Source organism: Rhizobium skierniewicense Ch11 (assembly GCF_023757665.1).
In the GTDB taxonomy this organism is placed as follows: Bacteria; Pseudomonadota; Alphaproteobacteria; order Rhizobiales; family Rhizobiaceae; genus Agrobacterium; species Agrobacterium skierniewicense.
The window spans coordinates 515,623-533,756 of the sequence record NZ_RXPG01000030.1; the positions used below are offsets into that span (position 1 = coordinate 515,623).

Annotated in this window: 18 protein-coding genes; 9 read left to right on the forward strand and 9 right to left on the reverse strand. The window is 55.3% G+C overall.

What is annotated here, in order from left to right; genetic code table 11:
• Positions 1–37: 37 nt before the first annotated feature.
• On the forward strand, positions 38–1,018 hold the full coding sequence (locus EKM04_RS22230) for a YihY/virulence factor BrkB family protein (RefSeq protein ID WP_183893623.1): 981 nt from the start codon (positions 38–40) through the stop codon (positions 1,016–1,018).
• A 38-nt stretch (positions 1,019–1,056) separates the two neighbouring features.
• Here the strand turns inward: EKM04_RS22230 and EKM04_RS22235 are convergent, their stop codons facing one another.
• Positions 1,057–1,944 (reverse strand): LysR substrate-binding domain-containing protein, encoded by an 888-nt coding sequence (locus EKM04_RS22235; RefSeq protein WP_183893625.1) that lies wholly within the window; start codon positions 1,942–1,944, stop codon positions 1,057–1,059.
• Between the two features lie 106 nt (positions 1,945–2,050).
• Between EKM04_RS22235 and EKM04_RS22240 the strand changes: the two genes are divergently transcribed.
• Complete coding sequence (locus tag EKM04_RS22240) at positions 2,051–3,070, forward strand: YeiH family protein (protein WP_183893627.1); 1,020 nt, start codon at positions 2,051–2,053, stop codon at positions 3,068–3,070.
• 14 nt (positions 3,071–3,084) lie between these two features.
• Here the strand turns inward: EKM04_RS22240 and EKM04_RS22245 are convergent, their stop codons facing one another.
• Genes EKM04_RS22245 through EKM04_RS22255 form a run of 3 tightly spaced genes read right to left on the reverse strand, consistent with a single transcriptional unit; the run spans position 3,085 to position 5,659 of the window.
• Entirely contained in the window at positions 3,085–3,612 is a 528-nt protein-coding gene (locus tag EKM04_RS22245; RefSeq protein ID WP_183893629.1) for a flavin reductase family protein, read from the reverse strand.
• Positions 3,612–4,502 carry an aldo/keto reductase gene (locus EKM04_RS22250; protein ID WP_183893631.1) on the reverse strand — a complete coding sequence of 297 codons (891 nt, stop codon included), beginning with the start codon at positions 4,500–4,502 and terminating at the stop codon, positions 3,612–3,614. The genes EKM04_RS22245 and EKM04_RS22250 overlap by 1 nt, the downstream gene beginning before the upstream one ends.
• On the reverse strand, positions 4,502–5,659 hold the full coding sequence (locus EKM04_RS22255; RefSeq protein ID WP_183893633.1) for an LLM class flavin-dependent oxidoreductase: 1,158 nt from the start codon (positions 5,657–5,659) through the stop codon (positions 4,502–4,504). The genes EKM04_RS22250 and EKM04_RS22255 overlap by 1 nt, the downstream gene beginning before the upstream one ends.
• Positions 5,660–5,760: 101 nt before the next feature.
• Here EKM04_RS22255 and EKM04_RS22260 point away from each other — a divergent pair, with 101 nt between their 5' ends.
• The 6 genes from EKM04_RS22260 to EKM04_RS22285 all read left to right on the forward strand — a co-directional run bounded on the left by EKM04_RS22260 (position 5,761) and on the right by EKM04_RS22285 (position 13,011).
• Entirely contained in the window at positions 5,761–6,465 is a 705-nt protein-coding gene (locus EKM04_RS22260; RefSeq protein ID WP_183893635.1) for a GntR family transcriptional regulator, read from the forward strand.
• A gap of 210 nt (positions 6,466–6,675) precedes the next feature.
• Entirely contained in the window at positions 6,676–7,749 is a 1,074-nt protein-coding gene (locus EKM04_RS22265) for an ABC transporter ATP-binding protein (RefSeq protein ID WP_183893637.1), read from the forward strand.
• Positions 7,750–7,809: 60 nt separating this feature from the next.
• The gene (locus EKM04_RS22270; RefSeq protein ID WP_183893639.1) at positions 7,810–9,045 is read left to right on the forward strand and encodes an ABC transporter substrate-binding protein; all 1,236 of its coding nucleotides are present in this window, start codon (positions 7,810–7,812) and stop codon (positions 9,043–9,045) included.
• Positions 9,046–9,180: 135 nt separating this feature from the next.
• Complete coding sequence (locus tag EKM04_RS22275) at positions 9,181–10,116, forward strand: carbohydrate ABC transporter permease (protein WP_183893781.1); 936 nt, start codon at positions 9,181–9,183, stop codon at positions 10,114–10,116.
• On the forward strand, positions 10,113–10,967 hold the full coding sequence (locus EKM04_RS22280) for a carbohydrate ABC transporter permease (protein WP_174154685.1): 855 nt from the start codon (positions 10,113–10,115) through the stop codon (positions 10,965–10,967). Before EKM04_RS22275 ends, EKM04_RS22280 begins: the two co-directional genes overlap by 4 nt.
• A gap of 52 nt (positions 10,968–11,019) precedes the next feature.
• Complete coding sequence (locus tag EKM04_RS22285; RefSeq protein ID WP_183893641.1) at positions 11,020–13,011, forward strand: alpha-glucosidase; 1,992 nt, start codon at positions 11,020–11,022, stop codon at positions 13,009–13,011.
• A 620-nt stretch (positions 13,012–13,631) separates the two neighbouring features.
• Here EKM04_RS22285 and EKM04_RS22290 read toward each other — a convergent pair.
• A complete protein-coding gene (locus EKM04_RS22290) occupies positions 13,632–14,210 on the reverse strand; it encodes a DUF1349 domain-containing protein (RefSeq protein WP_183893643.1) in 579 nt (192 codons plus the stop codon).
• A 537-nt stretch (positions 14,211–14,747) separates the two neighbouring features.
• Between EKM04_RS22290 and EKM04_RS22295 the strand changes: the two genes are divergently transcribed.
• On the forward strand, positions 14,748–15,278 hold the full coding sequence (locus tag EKM04_RS22295; protein ID WP_183893645.1) for a cysteine dioxygenase: 531 nt from the start codon (positions 14,748–14,750) through the stop codon (positions 15,276–15,278).
• Between the two features lie 391 nt (positions 15,279–15,669).
• Here the strand turns inward: EKM04_RS22295 and EKM04_RS22300 are convergent, their stop codons facing one another.
• The 4 genes from EKM04_RS22300 to EKM04_RS22315 all read right to left on the reverse strand — a co-directional run bounded on the left by EKM04_RS22300 (position 15,670) and on the right by EKM04_RS22315 (position 18,126).
• A complete protein-coding gene (locus tag EKM04_RS22300) occupies positions 15,670–15,906 on the reverse strand; it encodes a hypothetical protein (RefSeq protein ID WP_183893647.1) in 237 nt (78 codons plus the stop codon).
• Positions 15,907–16,031: 125 nt separating this feature from the next.
• The gene (locus EKM04_RS22305; RefSeq protein WP_183893649.1) at positions 16,032–16,721 is read right to left on the reverse strand and encodes a TfuA-like protein; all 690 of its coding nucleotides are present in this window, start codon (positions 16,719–16,721) and stop codon (positions 16,032–16,034) included.
• Complete coding sequence (locus tag EKM04_RS22310) at positions 16,721–17,899, reverse strand: YcaO-like family protein (RefSeq protein WP_183893651.1); 1,179 nt, start codon at positions 17,897–17,899, stop codon at positions 16,721–16,723. Before EKM04_RS22310 ends, EKM04_RS22305 begins: the two co-directional genes overlap by 1 nt.
• Positions 17,900–17,901: 2 nt before the next feature.
• Complete coding sequence (locus EKM04_RS22315; RefSeq protein ID WP_174154670.1) at positions 17,902–18,126, reverse strand: hypothetical protein; 225 nt, start codon at positions 18,124–18,126, stop codon at positions 17,902–17,904.
• Positions 18,127–18,134 lie beyond the last annotated feature (8 nt).

The following is an 18,134-nucleotide window of genomic DNA, read 5'->3' on the forward strand; positions in this document are numbered from 1 at the left end:
GATGTACTTGGCTTTTCGGGTACGACAGGTGGGCTAGGTGAGCGGTGAAAACAGCGGTCTGAAGGGATCAGATGAAGAGCGAGGCCGGTTTGCTGAAAAGCCGAGCCAAATCCCGTTACGCGGCTATCGTGACGTTGTCTGGCGCGTCTTTTTCGAGTTCTTCGAGGACCGCGTTACGCTGATCGCCGCTGGCGCCACGTATTATTTGCTTCTGGCGCTATTCCCGGCCTTGGCAGCCCTTGTTTCCCTTTACGGGGTCTTCTCCGATCCTGTCACCATCGCAAAACACATCGCGTTTTTGTCCACGGTGCTGCCTCCAGGCGCATTCGATCTCATTGTCGGTCAATTGGACGGTTTGTCCCAACAGAAGAGTTCGACGCTGAGCATCGGGGTTATCACCGGCTTTCTCGTCGCGCTCTGGAGTGCCAACAACGGCATCAAGGCGCTTTTCGAAGCCATGAATATTGCCTATGGCGAGAAAGAAAAGCGCGGGATCATCAAGCTCAATCTGAACTCACTGCTGTTTACCTTCGGCGCACTGATCATCGCCATTGCCTTGATCACAGCTGTTGGTATCGTTCCTGCCGTGCTCGCCTATCTCTGGCTCGATCAATGGACCGAGTTTCTAGCCAAATTCGCCCGTTGGCCCCTTCTTCTTCTTCTCATCGGTTGCGGCATCACGATGCTGTATCGCTACGGTCCGAGCCGCGCACAAGCCAAGTTCCGGTGGCTGACCTGGGGGGCAATCTTTTCGACCACCCTGTGGTTGGCTGCATCCGTTCTTTTCTCCTTCTATCTGGAAAAATTTGCGGACTACAATGCGACTTACGGGACGTTGGGTGCCGTGATCGGTCTGATGGTTTGGACATGGATATCGGTGATTATCCTGATCCTGGGTGCTGAGATCAACGCCGAGTTGGAACATCAGACAACAATCGATTCGACGACGGGCCATCCGCTGCCAATGGGCAGCCGTGGCGCCCATGTTGCCGATACCGTAGGTGAGGTCAAAGATTAGGTTGGGGCTGACTGGCGTTCCTGTTGATGGTCAGACCGTCATGTCGGCGCCGGATGACAAATATCGAGAAGTGTCATTGCAGCCTTGCTGGCATGACGTTCCTTGTGCCTGAGCAGACGGAATTCGCGGATGCGTGTCTGGAATCCGACTTCGCATAACTTGCCGCTTTCGATATATTGCTGCGCGGCGAGGCGCGACACGGCTGCAGCGCCAGTGCCTGCGAGCAAGGCGCAGAGGATGGATTCGTTGGATGGCAAGACCAGCACGATGTTCAACCCGGCCGCTTTAACGCCCATGCCGTTCAAGGTTTCCTCGAAGGCGGAACGGGTGCCGGACCCGACTTCGCGCATAACCCACTGACCGCCTCTTATATCGTCGGCAGCAAGGGCTTTTTTGCCCGCCCAGGGATGGGAGGGGCCGACCACGACGACCAGTTCATCATGCGCCATGATCGAAGCCGCGAGCGCGGGTTCGTCGAGTTCACCCTCCACAAAGCCGATATCGGCTTCGCCGCTGATGACGGCGTCCGCGACAGTGCGCGTATTGCCGATCGTCAACTGCAAAGCGATACCGGGAAACTTTTTGTGAAATTCCATCAGACGTGGCGGTAACCAGTAGCTGGCGATGGTCTGGCTGGCAAAGACGCTGAGAGAACCCCGCTGCATACCGCCAAGTTCGTTGAGGATGAGTTCGACGGACCGAGACCGGGCGAGAAGCTTACGGGCTTCTTCGAGGAAAATAAGCCCGGTGCTGGTCAACTCGATCCGCCGGCCAATCCGGTGAAAGAGTTCGACACCATAATGTTGTTCGAGGCTGCGGATCGAAGCACTCACCGCCGAGGGCGTCAAATGGATGGCGGCGGCCGCCTTGGTCAGATGCTCACGTTCCGCGACTGCGACAAAAATTGCGAGTTGTTCGAAGGTCATAGGAAATCGTTCTGTTTTTCTGAATGAAACGTAGAATATTATTCGATGGAAGTAAATTAAATTAGCTGAAAAAACCGTTTCACCGTATCAGCTGAGATTGCCTCCGATGAATTTTTCCAAAGTGCGCCAAATCATTCCGGGCCTTGTCGTCTGCACCTTGGTGGCGTTCGCAGCCTATGTTCTGGCGTGGGTGCAGCACGCGCTCTTGGGCGCGGGGTTCCTCGAAGCACTCGTCTTTGCGATCCTCCTGGGCATCGTGACCCGAACGTTGTTTTCGGACCAGAAAACATGGCGCCCCGGCATCAATTTCAGTTCGAAGTCATTGCTGGAGATTGCTATTGTCCTTCTCGGAGCGTCGATCAGTTTTGCGACCATCAGGAGTGCGGGCCTTACGCTGATCATCTCGGTCGTAGCGATCGTGACACTGTCGATCTATGTGAGTTTTGCTGTTGCCCGCGTTTTCGGTCTGTCGCGCCGGCTTGCGATGCTGATCGCCTGCGGGAACTCTATCTGCGGTAATTCTGCGATTGTCGCGGTTGCGCCTGTCATTGAGGCCACGTCTGATGAGGTGGCCTCGGCGCTCGCCTTTACGGCAGTCCTTGGTGTCGCCTCGGTTCTTCTTTTGCCGCTGTTCTATACGTATGCGGGCATGGGCGCTGCGCAATATGGCGCCCTTGCTGGTCTGACCGTCTACGCCGTTCCGCAAGTTCTGGCCGCCGCGACACCTGCGGGTCTGGTCGCGGTCCAGACGGGCACTGTCATCAAGCTTCTGCGCGTCCTCATGCTCGGGCCGGTGATCTTCACACTGGGTATTTTCGAAGGGAAAGCTGCCCGGCGTGAGGGACGCTCGACCTCCCGCCATCATCTTGTGCCGTGGTTCATCATCGGTTTCATGATTGTCGTTGTTATCAGGTCTCTGGGACTTATTCCGCCCGATGCCGTTACCCTGCTTCTGACCATCTCCAGCGGCCTGACCGTGGTCGCGATGGCGGGACTAGGCCTTTCTGTCGATATCCGAACGGTGGCAAGCGCGGGAGGGCGAGTTATCCTTGCCTCATCAATCTCGCTGCTGCTGCTCGTGGCCGTCAGTTATTTCGTCGTCATTTCCGCGCTTCAAGCGTCGTGAAGTCGCGCCATCTCTCAAGACGCGACTTCGAACCGCCCGAATGCTCCGCGTGCAAAGCACAATGGTTCCCCGTTGCGGTAGGTTGCGCGAAGAACGCGGCCTAGAAGGATCGAATGATCGCCGCCATCGAAGATCGATGCGCGCTCGCACTCGAAACGGCTAAGCGTGCCCGGGATGATCGGAACACCTTCTGCATTACCGTCCCATGCCAGATTTTCAAAGCCAAGTCCGCCTCGGGTAAAGCGACTGCTGAGATCATTTTGATCCGCGGCGAGTACATGTATCGCGAAGTGTGTGGCACCAGTAAAGATATCGTGCCTGGAAGACGTTTTGGCTGGTGACCATAATATCAGCGGCGGATCGAGTGAAACGGACGAAAAACTGTTTACTGTCATCCCGATTGGCCCCGCCGGCGTCAGGACGGTGACGACCGTCACGCCGGTCGGGAAATTTCCAAGCGCGGTGCGAAGGCTACGCGTGTTTGCAGCATCCGGAACGAAGCTATGCTCATCATGCACAGACATGCTGCTAGTGGATGACATCAGGGCACCTCATGACCTTTGGCCAATGTGTAGAGTTCAAACCACATCTGCCTGTCCATAACCACCTGGTTTGCCTGAAAGATCGCGGCGATGCGCGTCAGGTTGTTGGTTCCCAGTACCGGCAGGATTTTGGCCGGATGCCGAAGCAGCCAGGCAATCGCGACAGCGGCGCTATCGACACCCTGATCGTTGGCAATGCCTGCCATGGCATCGGCAAGGGCTCCGCCTGCCGTCATCAAAGAGCCGCCGCCAAGAGGTGACCAGGCCATCACAGCGAGGTTCCGTTCCTGAAGAAAGGCCAGATCGCCGTTGGTAAAGGCCGATGTTTCGCCGAGGCTGAGCTCTATCTGGTTGGTGACCAGTTCGCTTTCCATGTGTGTTTGTAACAGCGAAAAATCCCAAGGGCGGAAGTTCGAAACACCAACACTGCGAACTTTTCCGGACGCCACCAGTTGATCAAGGGCTGCACCCGTTTCGTCAGGGTCCATAATCGGATCGGGTCGATGGATGAGCAGCAGGTCGATATGGTCAGTCGCCATGTCGCGTAGCGATGCTTCCACCGACGCATTGATATGGTCTGCCGAGGTATCGTAATGCTTGACGCGCGCGCCAGAGTGGCGACCCGCCGGGGCGACAATGCCGCATTTCGTCACGAGTTCGACCTTGTCGCGTAGCGATGGTGATGCCTTGAACGCTTCCCCTAAAATCGCTTCGGCCGTATATCCACCGTAGATATCCGCCTGATCGAGCGTGGTGATGCCCTGCGCAAGGCATGCCTCGATCTTGGCCTGGACATGAGCCGCGGAGGTGTCATCGTCGTTGCCTACGCGCCACATGCCATAGACGATGCGGCTGAGCGAAATGTCGGGTGTGAGTTCGATGCGATCCATCAGTGACGGTCTCCATTTCCAAGGGGTGTTGCGGGTGTCGCGGCTGGGACGCGCCCGTGCACATGCGGCAGGGAGCAGGTCTTTAGGTGCGGCAGGACCTTGCGACCGAAATGCTCTGCTTCTTCCAGATGTGGGTAGCCGGAGAAGATGAAGGCTCGAATACCCATCTTCTGGTAGTCTTCAATCGCGCTCATGATCTGATCTGTCGATCCGACGAGTGCAGCGCCACAGCCGGAACGCGCACGTCCGATGCCCGTCCAAAGGTTGGGCTCGATATAACCGAACTTGTCCGCCAGCTCACGTGCCTTTGCCTGATGCGCTACACCAAGTGAGATGCTGTCATGAGCGCGGTTACGGATCAACCGGCCATATTCGTCGTCCAGTCTGGATACCAGATGTTCAGCATATTCCTTCGCTTCTTTTTCGGTATCACGCACAATCATGTGAACGCGCAGGCCATAATCGAGTGTTCGGCCGTGGGCTTGTGCGCGGGCGTGAACCGCACGCATGCGCTCGGCAAGCTGTTCCTTCGTTTCGGGCCACATGAGATAGACGTCACATTGCGCACCGCAAAGTTCCAGTGCGTCTGGGGAATAGCCGCCGAAATAGAGCAGGGGGCCACCGTTTTGCTGGTAGGGGCGGGCCGGCTCGGTCGAAACGCCCTTGAACTGATAGATTTCTCCATCGTGGTCGATTGTCTCGCGCGTCCATGCCTGACGCAGAATTTGCACGACTTCGTGGCTGCGCCTGTAACGATAGGCGCTGTCGGCAACTTCGCCTGGAAAATCAGAGCTGATGATATTCAGCGTCAAACGGCCCTTGAGCATATGATCCAGCGTGGCCACGGTGCGGGCCAGCATGATGGGCTGCATTTCGCCACAGCGTATGGCGGCCAGAAAATTGATCTTTTCGGTGATGGGCGCGCAGCCGGCAACGAAGCTGAGCGTGTCCTGCCCCACCTGATAGGAGGACGGGCAGAGGACGTTGCGAAAACCCAGATATTCGGCCTTCTTGACGATCGAGGAGCAATGATCCCAACTTGAGCGTAACGATCCGTCGGGAACGCCAAGATAGGCATAATCGTCGGAGCACAGTGCCGAAAACCACGACACTTCTGTTGCGTCAAGATCCGCAGATGTTACAGGTATAATCGTCATGAAATCCTCCTCACAGGACATTGCCCAATTCAGTAACATTCGCTATTTAGTAAATCAATAATGCATCAATTTTTTCTGTCGATGACCGGGAGGGGTTGAGAATGAGGAGTTCCAAAGGAAGTTTGCCCGTATATCTCCAGATCGCCGAGACATTGGTTCGGGATATAACGGCTGGCCGACTGATCGACGGCGAGAAGCTCCCCCCGGAGCGTAAGATGGCGAACACCCTTGGGATCGCTGTGGGAACGTTGCGAAAGACGCTCGCCGAGCTGCATACGCGTGGATTGCTGGAGCGCATTCAAGGGTCAGGTAATTATATTCGTGCAGTCACGGACCCCAAAAGCGTTTACGCCATGTTTCGATTGGAGTTGGTCAACGGCGGCGGCTTTCCGACCGCAGAAATCCTGAGTGTCAGCCGCCAAACTAAACCAGCGGAGCTGCCACCCTTTGGTTCATCCGATGAGGGACATCGCATTCGCCGGTTGAGGCGAATAGCGGGCGAGGCCGCCGCGATCGAGGAAATATGGCTCGATGGTTCCTACATCGACAGCATTGCCGTTTCTGACCTGTCTGAATCCCTCTACCTCTATTACAGAACACGGCTTGGGCTGTGGATCGCGAAAGCGGAAGACCATATTGGTCTGGGTCACGTACCGGACTGGTCTCCCGCTGCGTTCGGTCCCAAATGCGGCGAATCCATGCCTCATGTCCTGCGGATCAGCCATTCACACGAAGGCGTGACGGCAGAGGTTTCCCACACCTGGTTCGACCCCCGCATTGCGCGATATGTCAACCGGCTGAAATAGAATTCCATGGGGTGTTCCATCTGGATAAAAAACGAGTTGTCTCACGCGGAAATTTAAAAATATTTCGAATTGTTATTGCAAATCAATGGGGATTTTTTAAATTCAAACGAAATAAATTAAATTGATACAGTATTGATTTCATTAGATCATTGCGTATGCTGATTTTAAGAGGAGCCCAAAGCATTGCCGCCGCGGGTTGGGTGATTAGGAATGGCATCAGTTACGCTTACTAAGCTCGAAAAGAGCTACGGCGCATACCCCATCGTCAAGGGTCTCGACCTTGAGATCGGTGACGGAGAGTTCGTTGTTTTCGTGGGCCCTTCCGGCTGCGGAAAATCAACAACCTTGCGGATGGTTGCCGGTCTGGAGTCCATAACGGGCGGCGAAGTGAAAATCGGCGATCGTGTCGTCAACAGGCTGGCGCCGCGCGAGCGTGACATCGCCATGGTCTTTCAGGACTACGCACTTTATCCGCATAAAACCGTTCGTGAAAATATGGGTTTCAGCCTGAAGGTGCGGGGTATCGCTGCGGGCGAGGCTGCAACGCGCGTCGAAGACGCCGCCAACATGCTGGGGATTTCCCATCTGCTGGATCGGCGGCCCGGCCAACTTTCAGGCGGCCAACGCCAGCGTGTGGCCATGGGGCGCGCCATCGTGCGCCGCCCGCAGGTTTTTTTGTTTGATGAGCCTTTATCAAATCTGGACGCAAAACTGCGTGGCCAGGTGCGCACCGAAATCAAGAAACTGCACCAGTCTCTCGGCACGACGATCATCTACGTCACGCACGATCAGGTCGAGGCGATGACGCTTGCGGATCGTATCGTTATCCTGAAGAGTGGCGAAATCGAGCAGGTCGGAACGCCGGATGAGGTCTATAATCGCCCGGCCAGTGTTTTTGTCGGCGGCTTCGTCGGTTCCCCCGCGATGAATTTTGCAAAAGCCAAGGCCGATGGCGGCAATCTTGTTTTTGCGAACGGTGACAGCCTGCCAATCTCTGCGCTGCGCTCAGCCGGTCATGCTGCTGCTATCGATGGACGAGCGTACATTGTCGGCATTCGCCCGGAACATTTCAGCACGGACTCGTCGCAGGTATCATTAACGTGCCATGTTCAGGTTGTCGAACCCTTGGGATCCGACACACTGGTTCATTTCACCTTAGGCACGGAAATGCTCACGGCGCGTATGCCGCCTGAAACGCGAATAAAGGCGGGTGAGACGTTGAAAATCGGTGTGGACCCGGCAAAAGTCCATCTCTTTGATGCAGAGACGGAACGCGCAATTTAAAAACAAAATGTCGCGCGGCGAGGAAAATCGACAGCGTGGGACAACAAGCGGGAGGAAAACATGACTTTGACGAGATTAACCGGCGCTCTTTTCTGCGGTACGATGCTGGCTTTTGCCATGCCAGCCGCAGCCGAGACGACATTGAGCATTTATATTTCCAGTCAGCACCAGCCTCAGGTCTGGCGTCAGGCGCTCGATAAGTATGAGGCCGCCAATCCCGACATTAAGGTGAAGATCGAAACCGGTGGCAATACATCCGAAGCGCAGGCCCAGTACCTCAATACGGTCATGTCTGCGAAGGATACTTCCCTGGATGTGCTGATCCTCGACGTCATTCGTCCTGCGCAATTTGCGGCGGCTGGCTGGACCAGCGACTTTGCCGACAAGGATATGTCGGCCTATCTGCCAGCCTACGCTGGCGCCAACACGGTCGATGGAAAAGTCATTGCACTGCCAGCCTTCGCAGACTCGCAGTTTCTCTACTATCGCAAGGACCTCCTTGAAAAATACGGGATTCAACCACCCAAGACGTGGGACGAGTTGCAGGCCGCAGCCAAGAAGATTTCTGAAGGTGAGGGCAATGCCAATCTCCAGGGACTGTCCTTCCAGGGCAAGGCGATCGAAGGCGCGGTCTGCACCTTCCTGCTGCCCTACTGGAGCCAGGGCAAGAATCTCACGGAGAACGGTCGTCTGACATTTGATCGCGATGCTGCTGTCAAGTCGCTGAGCCTCTGGAAAAGCTTTGTTGACGAGGGTGTTTCCAAGAAGAACATAGCTGAAGTCGGCACCGATGATACCCGCAAGGAATTCCAGGCTGGCAATGCCATTTTCGCAGTCAACTGGTCCTACGCTTGGGCGCAGGCTCAGGGAAAAGAATCCGCCGTGGTTGATAAGGTCGGCGTGGCGCGTCTGCCAGCTGTGACGGGTGGAGAACAGGCAACCTGCCTGGGCGGCTGGGAATGGGGCGTATCGGCCTATTCCCAGCATCAGGATGAAGCCAAGAAGCTGGTCGAGTATCTGTCTTCTCAGGACGTGTCCAAGTTCATGGCGGTCAACGGTTCGCTGCTGCCGACTTATGCCGGCCTCTATAAGGATGCCGATGTTCTGAAGAGCGCGCCATGGTTTGCAGATGCGCTTCAGGTTGTGGAGACAGCCAAACCGCGTCCGGTCACACCGCGATATAACGAAGTCAGCGAGGTCATCCGCACGACCGTTAACTCGGTTCTCGCCGGTGTGTCCACGCCGGAGCAGGGCGCAGACCAGATTGAGGCACGCTTGAAGCGGATATTGCGCTAACACGTGACCTGATCATCATCTCCCCCTCCTGTTGTAAGGTGGGGGAGACACTCTCCAAAATGGTCCGACCGCCGGAGGCGACGCTATGAATCGTCGCCGGACCTTTCAATGTCTCGGGACAAAACGATGGCGAACATGATACCATCAGAAGCTGATGACAATCAGTTGGCCTCCTCGCCAAACTGGGCAAGGTGGCTTGACCTCAGTGACCGATCGCTGGCGGCCTTGCTTCTAGCGCCGGCCGCACTGCTTCTCTCGCTGATTATTGTCTATCCGGTCGGCCGGTTGATCTATACCAGCTTTTTCAACCTGTCTCTAACATCGGGGTTGCCAGCCGAATTCGTCGGTTTCGAGAATTACCAGCTCATGATCGAAGATCCGGTATTTTGGGAAACGACCTGGAATACCGTTTTGATCACGCTCATCACCGTGCCCGGCGCTCTGGTGGTCGGTCTGTGTCTCGCACTGATGGCCAACCTTCCCTTTGTCACAAGATGGCCCGTTCGTCTGTCGCTTCTGATCCCCTGGGCGTTGCCTCTCTCGTTTGCCGGATTGATCTTTGCGTGGTTCTTCCACTCCGAATATGGTGTCGTCAACGATCTGCTCAATCGCCTGGGCTTTGAGGGCATTATCTGGTTCAATTCGCCCAACTGGGCCTTTGCAGCCATTTGCCTGACCATCGTCTGGAAAACATCATCCTTCATGGCCCTTATCCTTCTGGCGGGTCTGCAAACCATTCCGCGTTCTCTTTATGAAGCTGCGGATGTCGACGGTGCCGGTCGGCTGCGCCAGTTCTTCGAAATCACGCTACCACTGCTCAAACCCGCAATCGTCGTGGCGTTGATTTTCCGAACCATAACGGCGCTACAGACCTTTGATATTCCTTACATGATGACGGGCGGCGGGCCAGGCACATCGACTGCAACGCTTGCCATGTACATCCACCAGAATACAGTTTCGTTCCTCGATCTTGGTTATGGCTCGGCACTCGCCGTCGTGATGTTCGTGATGTCCATGTGTGTCACAGCCGTCTATCTGCGCATGATCCGAACAAAGGAGCCATTCGCATGAGCACCCAAACCGCTTCCGGCTCCATGTCCTTTCTGTCCGGTAAGCCGCTGCGTTTCATCGCCGCTGGTATTCTGCTGATCAACGGCATGTTTCCTGCATTGTGGATCCTGTTTACCTCTTTGAAGTCGGAAGCGGAGCTGACCGCAAAACCGATCACCTGGATCCCGCACGCGCCGACGCTTCAAAATTACATGCAGGCGTTTTCAGACCAGCCGCTGCATGTCTTCCTTTTCAACAGCTTCATGGTGGCGCTTTTATCAACAGCGCTGACGTTGCTGGTTTCCGTCCTCGCAGCCTATGCCTTGGCTCGGCTCAATCTCGCGTATCGTGGACTGATCCTCTCGCTCATCATCGCCGTGTCCACCTTTCCCTTGGTCACGCTTCTGGTGCCGCTTTTCGAAATCATGCGTGCGCTCAATCTCCTCAACAGCTGGACTGCGCTGGTCCTGCCTTACACGGTGTTGAGTCTGCCGGTCTGCACGTTGATGCTCGTTTCGTTCTTCGAGGGCATTCCGCGCGATCTGGAAAACGCTGCGATGATCGATGGCTGTACGCGGATGGGGGCGCTGTTCAAGATTGTGGTGCCGCTCTGCGCGCCTGGCGTCTTTACCGCCGGTATCCTTGCCTTCGTCAATGCCTGGGATGAGTTCCTGCTGGCATTGTCCTTCAACTCCAATCCAGCCCTACGCACCCTTCCGGTCGGCATTCAGCTTTACCAGGGCGAATTTGCCTTCCCTTGGCCTGTGATTTCCGCAGCCCTCGTTGTCGGTATCGTGCCTGTGGCTATTCTGATCGTCATCTTCCAGGAACGCGTCGTTTCCGGTCTGACGGCAGGCGGCATCAAGGGGTGAGGGAGTTTGCGTCGCGAACAAACGGATATCGAAGACTTTGAAAGACGATGAAATGAAACTCGAGCAGACCGAGACCGGCTTCACCTTGTCCCTCAAGGGACACACAATCCTCGATCACAACGCCGCCTCGCCTGCCATCTTTGTCGGCATCGGCCAAGAGCGCATGGATATGTACCGGGGCAATTTCGACATCGAAGACTACGTTATCGAGCGCCGCGGCCTGTCCCACACCGAAGTCGACGGCAACAGAGTTACGCTCTCCGACACTGCTGGGCAACCGCCTCGTCTCGTCCTGACGATCGTTGAAGGCGCTATCATGTTTGAAGCGACCGATCCCATGCTCAATCGTCTCTGGATCCGCATCGAAGCCGAAGACGACGAACACGTCTGGGGTGGGGGCGAGCAAATGTCCTATTTCGACATGCGTGGGCGCCGTTTTCCGCTGTGGACGTCCGAACCCGGGGTTGGCCGCGACCCGACAACGGAGATCACCTTCAAAGCCAATGTCAAAGACAAGGCCGGTGGAGATTACTACACCACCAACTACCCGCAACCGACCTATGTATCGTCGGCGCTTTACGCCCTCCACGTCGATACAACGGCTTATTCAGTCTTCGATTTTCGCAAAAGTGGCTTTCACGAAATCGAGGTGTGGGCCATACCCGACCGTATCGAGATCTTTGCGCGCACCACCTTCGTGGAACTGGTCGAGACCCTGTCCACGCGCTTCGGTCGGCAGCCACCACTTCCAGAGTGGGTTTATAACGGTGCGATCATCGGGCTCAAGGACGGCGCTAATTCCTTTACCCGCCTCAATACCATTCGCCAAGCGGGTGTGGAGGTCTCCGCCCTTTGGTGCGAGGACTGGGTTGGTCTCAGACAAACATCCTTCGGGTCCAGATTGTTCTGGGACTGGCAAGCCAACGAGACGCGATATCCTGGGCTAGGAGAGAAAATTGCAGAACTGCACGACAGCGGCATTCGCTTTCTGGGCTACGTGAACCCGTACCTTTGCGTCGATGGACCACTCTTTGCGGTCGCAGACGCCGCTGGTTACTTCGCCACGGACGGATCGGGGAAGACTGCCCTCGTGGATTTCGGAGAATTCGATTGCGGTGTCGTGGATTTCACCAATGAGGCGGCAGCCGAATGGTTCGCAGAAGAGATCATCGGCAAGAATATGCTGGATTTCGGCCTTTCCGGCTGGATGGCTGATTTTGGTGAATATCTTCCCATCGACGTCCACCTGTCGAATGGTATCGATGCCAAGATGATGCACAATGCCTGGCCGACGCTGTGGGCCGAGGTCAACGCCAAGGCGATCGCTTCGCGCGACAGGACTGGTGACGCCCTGTTCTTCATGCGCGCCGGTTTCACAGGCGTTCAGAAACATTGCCCGCTTCTTTGGGGCGGGGACCAGTCGGTTGACTTTTCACGTCACGATGGGCTGGTAACCGTCATCTGCGGAGCGCTGTCATCAGGCCTTCTCGGCAATGCCTACCACCATTCCGATATCGGCGGTTACACCAGCCTGTTCGGCAATGTCCGCACGCCGGAGCTGTTGATGCGCTGGGCTGAAATGGCGGCGTTCACGCCCGTGATGCGCACTCATGAAGGAAACCGCCCTCGCGAGAATATGCAGATTGATCAGAACCCGGAAGTCCTGTCTCATTTTGCGCGCATGACACGCGTTTACCTCTCCCTCGCACCCTATCTCAGGTCTCTGTCAGCAGAGGCGGTGGAACGCGGGTTGCCTGTACAACGCCCGCTCTTCCTGCATTACCAGGATGATCACCACACCTACACGATCCAGGATAGCTACCTCTACGGTGCAGACATGTTGATCGCGCCGGTATGGCAGGCCGCGCAAGAAACACGCATTGTCTATCTCCCCAAAGGTGAGCGCTGGGTACACATGTGGACGGGCGAGACCTTTGAGGGTGGTTCGGAGGTCGAGATCGCCGCGCCACTCGGCTACCCACCGGCTTTCTATCGATCGGGTTGCACGCACGAGGCGTTATTCGTCGCGCTCCGCGAAATTTGAACGTACATAATCGTCGCGAAGCGCACTTGCGCCGGGCGGCGAACGCCTTTTGTGATCGTTGGGGCCACCAGCGATTATCAAGGGGGTGGATAGAACGGATGCTCTTCCTCACTGTGTCTCCAGTAGACGAGCACTCCGGGTTGGATTCGTTCCGGATCGTCGGGACGATCACTGTCTCGACCTTGACTGCAATCTTCAACGAGGAAGGCGGGGAGCCTGGAGAAATGGCAACGCGCCTGATGAAAGCCATTGTCCGCTGCAGCGGGTGCGGTTGGGCGATGGACGTCAGCCATATGCGACGTCGAAAACACTTTGCCGGAAAGGATGCGGCAGGTCATGCACGCCACATTCGAAATCGACACTTGTTTTCCTGAGATTTACGACGTCGCCGAATAGGGCGTTTGGAGTCAATCGCAATGACGGCATTTGTCGCGAAGCGGAAGACGCCTTCTATCCCAAACGGTCATTGGCGACCGTATCCCAAAGGCAGCTTCGCGCCTTTAAAGCAGTCGCACAGCCATTCGTTGGTTGTTATTGAAAGTGGTCATCGTTCTCAGCAAAGTCTATTCGCTCTGCGCAAGAGGCAAACGCTGCCGCTACTCAATGAAGCGTTCTGATGGCTACGTCAGGTCGTGGAGGTCTTTGCCCAGGGCCCGCCCGAATTGCCACTCACTAAATTGGACTTCCAAGCCCGAGCGTTCGGGAGTGCAGCACATCGGGCCAACGAGATAATGATCCGCTTTTGGGAATGGACAGAGGCGAACCAAAGGCCATGTCTGCCCATCGCCGGAAGCTTGTATTCTCAAGACACCGCTCTGGACGGACACTCTTATCCAAAAATCTGACGGGTTGCCGTTATAGCGCCACGTTGCCCAGTCGGAGGTTTCATCTGTCAGCACACTGCCGAGCAAGCCATATCCGTCCGAGAACTCGATCCCAGTCTTGACCCACCGTCTTTCGTCGAGCCTGACCATGAGGCCCGCCTGGTCGTAAAGATGTTCAAACTGTGCCTGGACACGAACCTGGGCGGTGAAATCACCTCCGGCCTGGAATGCGTAGAAGTGGCCGCTATCACGCACAAAGCCATAGTGCGTCTCTCGCCAAAAATCCGTATTGGCGTCTGTTGTTACCGAAAGTTCGATATCGGAAGCATTTGATGTAACAGGCTCATTGAGCCATCGCCCATGTTTAAGACTCATCACGCGGGTCTCCTAATATGACCAGAGGACTTCTCAGCCGCATCTCGTAAAACGATCATTGCTAGAAACCCTAATTGCGACCAGCAGGCAAGGTTTGGGTGGCGTCTCGGTTCGTCGTGGGGGGGGCGCCTCGTGATGCCATACACACTGGCAGGCGGGCGGGCTGCCACAGGTGGCTGTCTTTCTCCAGCGGGAAAACCCCAGGCCGCTACGCCCGTTTGGCGAACGGATTGCAATGCACCATACGATATATTCGTTTCGTATCAACGGTCCAGTTTCAATTCCACGAGCGGCAAGTTCGCGCGCTATGTGCAGCTTAAGCCGTAGCAGATCGAGCATTGTGGCAGGGCTGGCGACCATGGCCAATGAGCCGTCACGACTGAGCGACGGCGTTGCCAAACGGGAGGTCTGACCTCGCTTGCATCTAAAAAAATAGAACAATATGGTTGAATAATTGAATTTTTGAGGTATTATTTACCAAGTTAATTTTTAAAATTAGCAATAAAAACGTTGACAATTGATTCGTAGGAATTGCTCATGCTCCTTTCTTCCTCCGCCTACCAAGACGTTAAAATGAATGAGGTCCTCGGCGAGCTGGCAAACAGGTCTAGCTTTCTGGTGCGCGAATATTTGAGATCGACACGGGAAACGCTTGAATTGATGCTCGCAAAACCCGAGTTGCTGAAGGGCATTCCGTTGAGATCCGAGCCAGGAACCTACAGTCGAAATCTTCTTCTGGGAGAGGGTGACATGAGTGTCTGGGCGATGACATGGGCGTCTGGCGCGAAAACATCCATTCACGATCATCATTGCTCGTGCTGTTTCGGCGTCCTCCAAGGCTCACTAACAGAAATTCGCTATCATTCACTCGAGGGTAACAAAGTTGTCGAGCGTGAACGCGTCGCTCGCAACGCAGGCTTCATCGATTGCCTGCTTCCAAGTGGCCCAAACATTCACATGATGGCGAATGAAAGCAGTGAAGACGTGATCTCGATCCATATTTATGGCTATGATCACATGCTTCACAAGACATCGGTTCGTCAGGAGTATGAGGTCGTGGCTGGCTGACAGGTCTTTGGGTACCCTAAACATTCGCCATATCTCGCACTCACGGTTCTATCGTGCGCTCAAAGCCTGATTTCCATCTCTGGTACGCAAAATCTGCGTAAGTCTGTTGGTGTTTTCGACTGTTTCTATAGCCGGAGAGATTGCCGATCTCGAAATAATGCCTGCACGCCTATGGTCGCCTTCAGGTAATGTGGAGCTTACCACAGCGAACCGAGCAACATTTCAAGTGCTCAACACAGGCAACCAGTGGGCTAAACCAAATGCCCTATATCGCTCTTGGACGGACGCGTACCGCTGACGCCGTGACTGGCTTGTTGGACGATGCGAACGCGGCCGCTGTAATTTGTGCTGCCGCGTAATATCATCGTCAGTTCCGATCGCAAAAATCGCCTCAGCAATGGCCTGCGCGGCCCGATGCGAGGTTTACGATGTCGGCATTTGAAAATTCCACGTCCATCTCGCTTTGCAAAGCGGACTGTAGCGCTTGCTTTGCCACGTCGATGTACCAGCTAGCCGATGGCGCACCCAACGTTTCCGCAACGCCTTGTGCGTAGGTCAGCATATTGATGAGGGTGAGAAAGTCTTCCTGGCGTTCATCAATCTCGGCGTCAGTTCTAGATAATGTCATCGAAATCTCATCGTATGTCGGTTGCGATGGATTTATTTATGCAAAGATCGGGCGTTAAGCGCGTTGCAAAACCGTTGCACACGCAGTGCGTGATTTTAATACGGCGTTTCTACCTTGTCCGAAAACTAAAAGTACATTTTCCGAAACAGTGTGGTTGCGTTGAATTGCCAATCGTCGGCCTTCACCGGCTGAAGATTTTGCCCCATTGCCTGAAGCAACTCGATGGCATCCCGCTTTTTCTGGTCTACCCAGCAAATGTCTAAAACGGGTTTGAGGGTTTCGAGGTCAATGCCAGCCAAGTGGCAGATTGTCTTCCATGTTCGTCGCTTGAAGAAGAGAGACTGCGCTGCACGAGCGAGTTTTTCGCAACGTTGTTGGTTCAGCAATCCGAGAACGGATATTTTGGCAATCGTCGCCTGAGCATTGACAAGTGGAATACTCAAGGGTGGATATCCAAGTTCTGAAGGACCATAGGTCAAGGCAACATCGGCGTCGTCCACGCGAATACCCGATACATAGTCCTCGAATATTTTACCGATTCCGATCATGCCGTAGGCGGAGCATTCTGCCGCCCGTAATGCGCCCATGCTCGCGGCGCCGAAGACTGAAATGTTCCTGGACAGAGCAAACAGCAACTCTTTGTGCCAGACAGGTGCCGCCATTTCGAACTGCCCGTCGATCAATCCGATTTTGAGTGCGCCATCCGCAATCGCCTGCATGACATCGCCTTGGCAGGCGGGTGGACGTAGTTTGACGTCTGCGGCAACGAACTCATGAGCATTCGGCAAGCTTGGCCCAACGAAAACAACGTGCATTATAAAGCCTTCGAAAGAGCACGACTGCCTAAGCGACGGTGTCGTTCTCCATCCGGATTTTCAAGCTGAGGTGCGATGACTTTCACGACACTGGCGGGCAACCATTCAGGCGCAAGATCAACGGCGTAGAGATCTTGGATACTGCAATTGTAAAGTTGCTCCAGAACCAGTTGAAGAGACAGCTCGGTGGATTTTGCACTCAGAATGGGAAGGTCGGTGAGCTTTTTGGATGGGCACGTAGCCAGCGCCGCGACAGTCATCAGGTCTGCGTGCCGGGAAAAAACATCTGGTAGCAAGTCGTCTCTTGCACCAGCGATGAACGTGATCCGAGACTGGGCGGCCTCTGTAATGGCTCTTATTGCTGCAATGGCCGGCGAAGTGGAGGCACCAGCGCCGTAAGTGATGTCAACATGGCGGATGGAGCGGGTGTTTGCTCGGTTTTTGGGACCCATCAACGCTACAATGCACGGTATCCGTAAATCCGTCGTGATGTCGAACAAGACGATATCCAGACCCGCATGTGAGATTTTGGCCAGTGCGTTCCGCAGTGTTGGTTCCGCAATCGCATTCGTGTCGATGGATGATGTGTATCGTTTTGTTGCCGGAGTCGCATGCCACAGCGTCAGCGCGTCACGCTCCACCCTTTCCAGCAAACCGTGGAGCACGGCTTCGTCACGCGTATTGCCGGAGGCGAGGCCATCGGACGATTGCCAATATCGTGGCGATGTCACGGTCCGGTCGAGATGCACAGCATCGAACGGTACCCATATCTCGTGGCCCGTCAACAGATGCTGAGCGCGTGCCCAATTGATATCTTCGCTTGGTGATACCGGCTTTGCGTGCGGCGAGAGCAGACTTTCGAGGGTATCCGTGGCGTGTCCGGAAGCTTGCAACGTCTGCCGGCTCGTAACGAGCAACTGGCAAGCTGGATTTGTCGCCACCGATCGCTCGATTGCCTCCATCGCAGCCGATGTTTTCGCGGCATTGTCATCCATACCCTTACCTTGGGCGATAACGATTGCTTTTGCATTCGGGGAAAATGCGCACCAGACAGGAATACCGATATCATCGAGATCCGTCTGCCGGCCCAATCTGGTGATGCCGAGCCGACGAAGAAAAGGCGAAACCCTTTCAAGGGTTTCGCCCGCAGAACACGCGCGATAATTATCGAGTTGCAAGATCAGCCGTTATCTTCGTGAATGCCGCCTGCACCCAAGGTGTCAGCAGAAGCCGAGATCGCGAAATTGACACCCTTGGTTATCGCAACACCCGATGCACGCAGGGATGCCGCCTTTTCCAGCTCCCCGGTCAAGGGTTCTTTGACGGCGGTGATCGTGCCAGATTGAAAATCCACCAGCCAAAGACCCTCTTCACCCTCAATCCCCAGAATAACTGCTTGTGCCATAGAATCCC

What these genes read in the sequence shown, in the direction of transcription:
- EKM04_RS22235 (WP_183893625.1), bottom strand. Translation starts at nt 1,944, where the DNA reads ATGACCTTCGAACAACTCGCAATTTTTGTCGCAGTCGCGGAACGTGAG.
- EKM04_RS22240 (WP_183893627.1), top strand. Translation starts at nt 2,051, where the DNA reads ATGAATTTTTCCAAAGTGCGCCAAATCATTCCGGGCCTTGTCGTCTGC.
- EKM04_RS22245 (WP_183893629.1), bottom strand. Translation starts at nt 3,612, where the DNA reads ATGTCATCCACTAGCAGCATGTCTGTGCATGATGAGCATAGCTTCGTT.
- EKM04_RS22250 (WP_183893631.1), bottom strand. Translation starts at nt 4,502, where the DNA reads ATGGATCGCATCGAACTCACACCCGACATTTCGCTCAGCCGCATCGTC.
- EKM04_RS22255 (WP_183893633.1), bottom strand. Translation starts at nt 5,659, where the DNA reads ATGACGATTATACCTGTAACATCTGCGGATCTTGACGCAACAGAAGTG.
- EKM04_RS22260 (WP_183893635.1), top strand. Translation starts at nt 5,761, where the DNA reads ATGAGGAGTTCCAAAGGAAGTTTGCCCGTATATCTCCAGATCGCCGAG.
- EKM04_RS22265 (WP_183893637.1), top strand. Translation starts at nt 6,676, where the DNA reads ATGGCATCAGTTACGCTTACTAAGCTCGAAAAGAGCTACGGCGCATAC.
- EKM04_RS22270 (WP_183893639.1), top strand. Translation starts at nt 7,810, where the DNA reads ATGACTTTGACGAGATTAACCGGCGCTCTTTTCTGCGGTACGATGCTG.
- EKM04_RS22275 (WP_183893781.1), top strand. Translation starts at nt 9,181, where the DNA reads ATGATACCATCAGAAGCTGATGACAATCAGTTGGCCTCCTCGCCAAAC.
- EKM04_RS22280 (WP_174154685.1), top strand. Translation starts at nt 10,113, where the DNA reads ATGAGCACCCAAACCGCTTCCGGCTCCATGTCCTTTCTGTCCGGTAAG.
- EKM04_RS22285 (WP_183893641.1), top strand. Translation starts at nt 11,020, where the DNA reads ATGAAACTCGAGCAGACCGAGACCGGCTTCACCTTGTCCCTCAAGGGA.
- EKM04_RS22290 (WP_183893643.1), bottom strand. Translation starts at nt 14,210, where the DNA reads ATGAGTCTTAAACATGGGCGATGGCTCAATGAGCCTGTTACATCAAAT.
- EKM04_RS22295 (WP_183893645.1), top strand. Translation starts at nt 14,748, where the DNA reads ATGCTCCTTTCTTCCTCCGCCTACCAAGACGTTAAAATGAATGAGGTC.
- EKM04_RS22300 (WP_183893647.1), bottom strand. Translation starts at nt 15,906, where the DNA reads ATGACATTATCTAGAACTGACGCCGAGATTGATGAACGCCAGGAAGAC.
- EKM04_RS22305 (WP_183893649.1), bottom strand. Translation starts at nt 16,721, where the DNA reads ATGCACGTTGTTTTCGTTGGGCCAAGCTTGCCGAATGCTCATGAGTTC.
- EKM04_RS22315 (WP_174154670.1), bottom strand. Translation starts at nt 18,126, where the DNA reads ATGGCACAAGCAGTTATTCTGGGGATTGAGGGTGAAGAGGGTCTTTGG.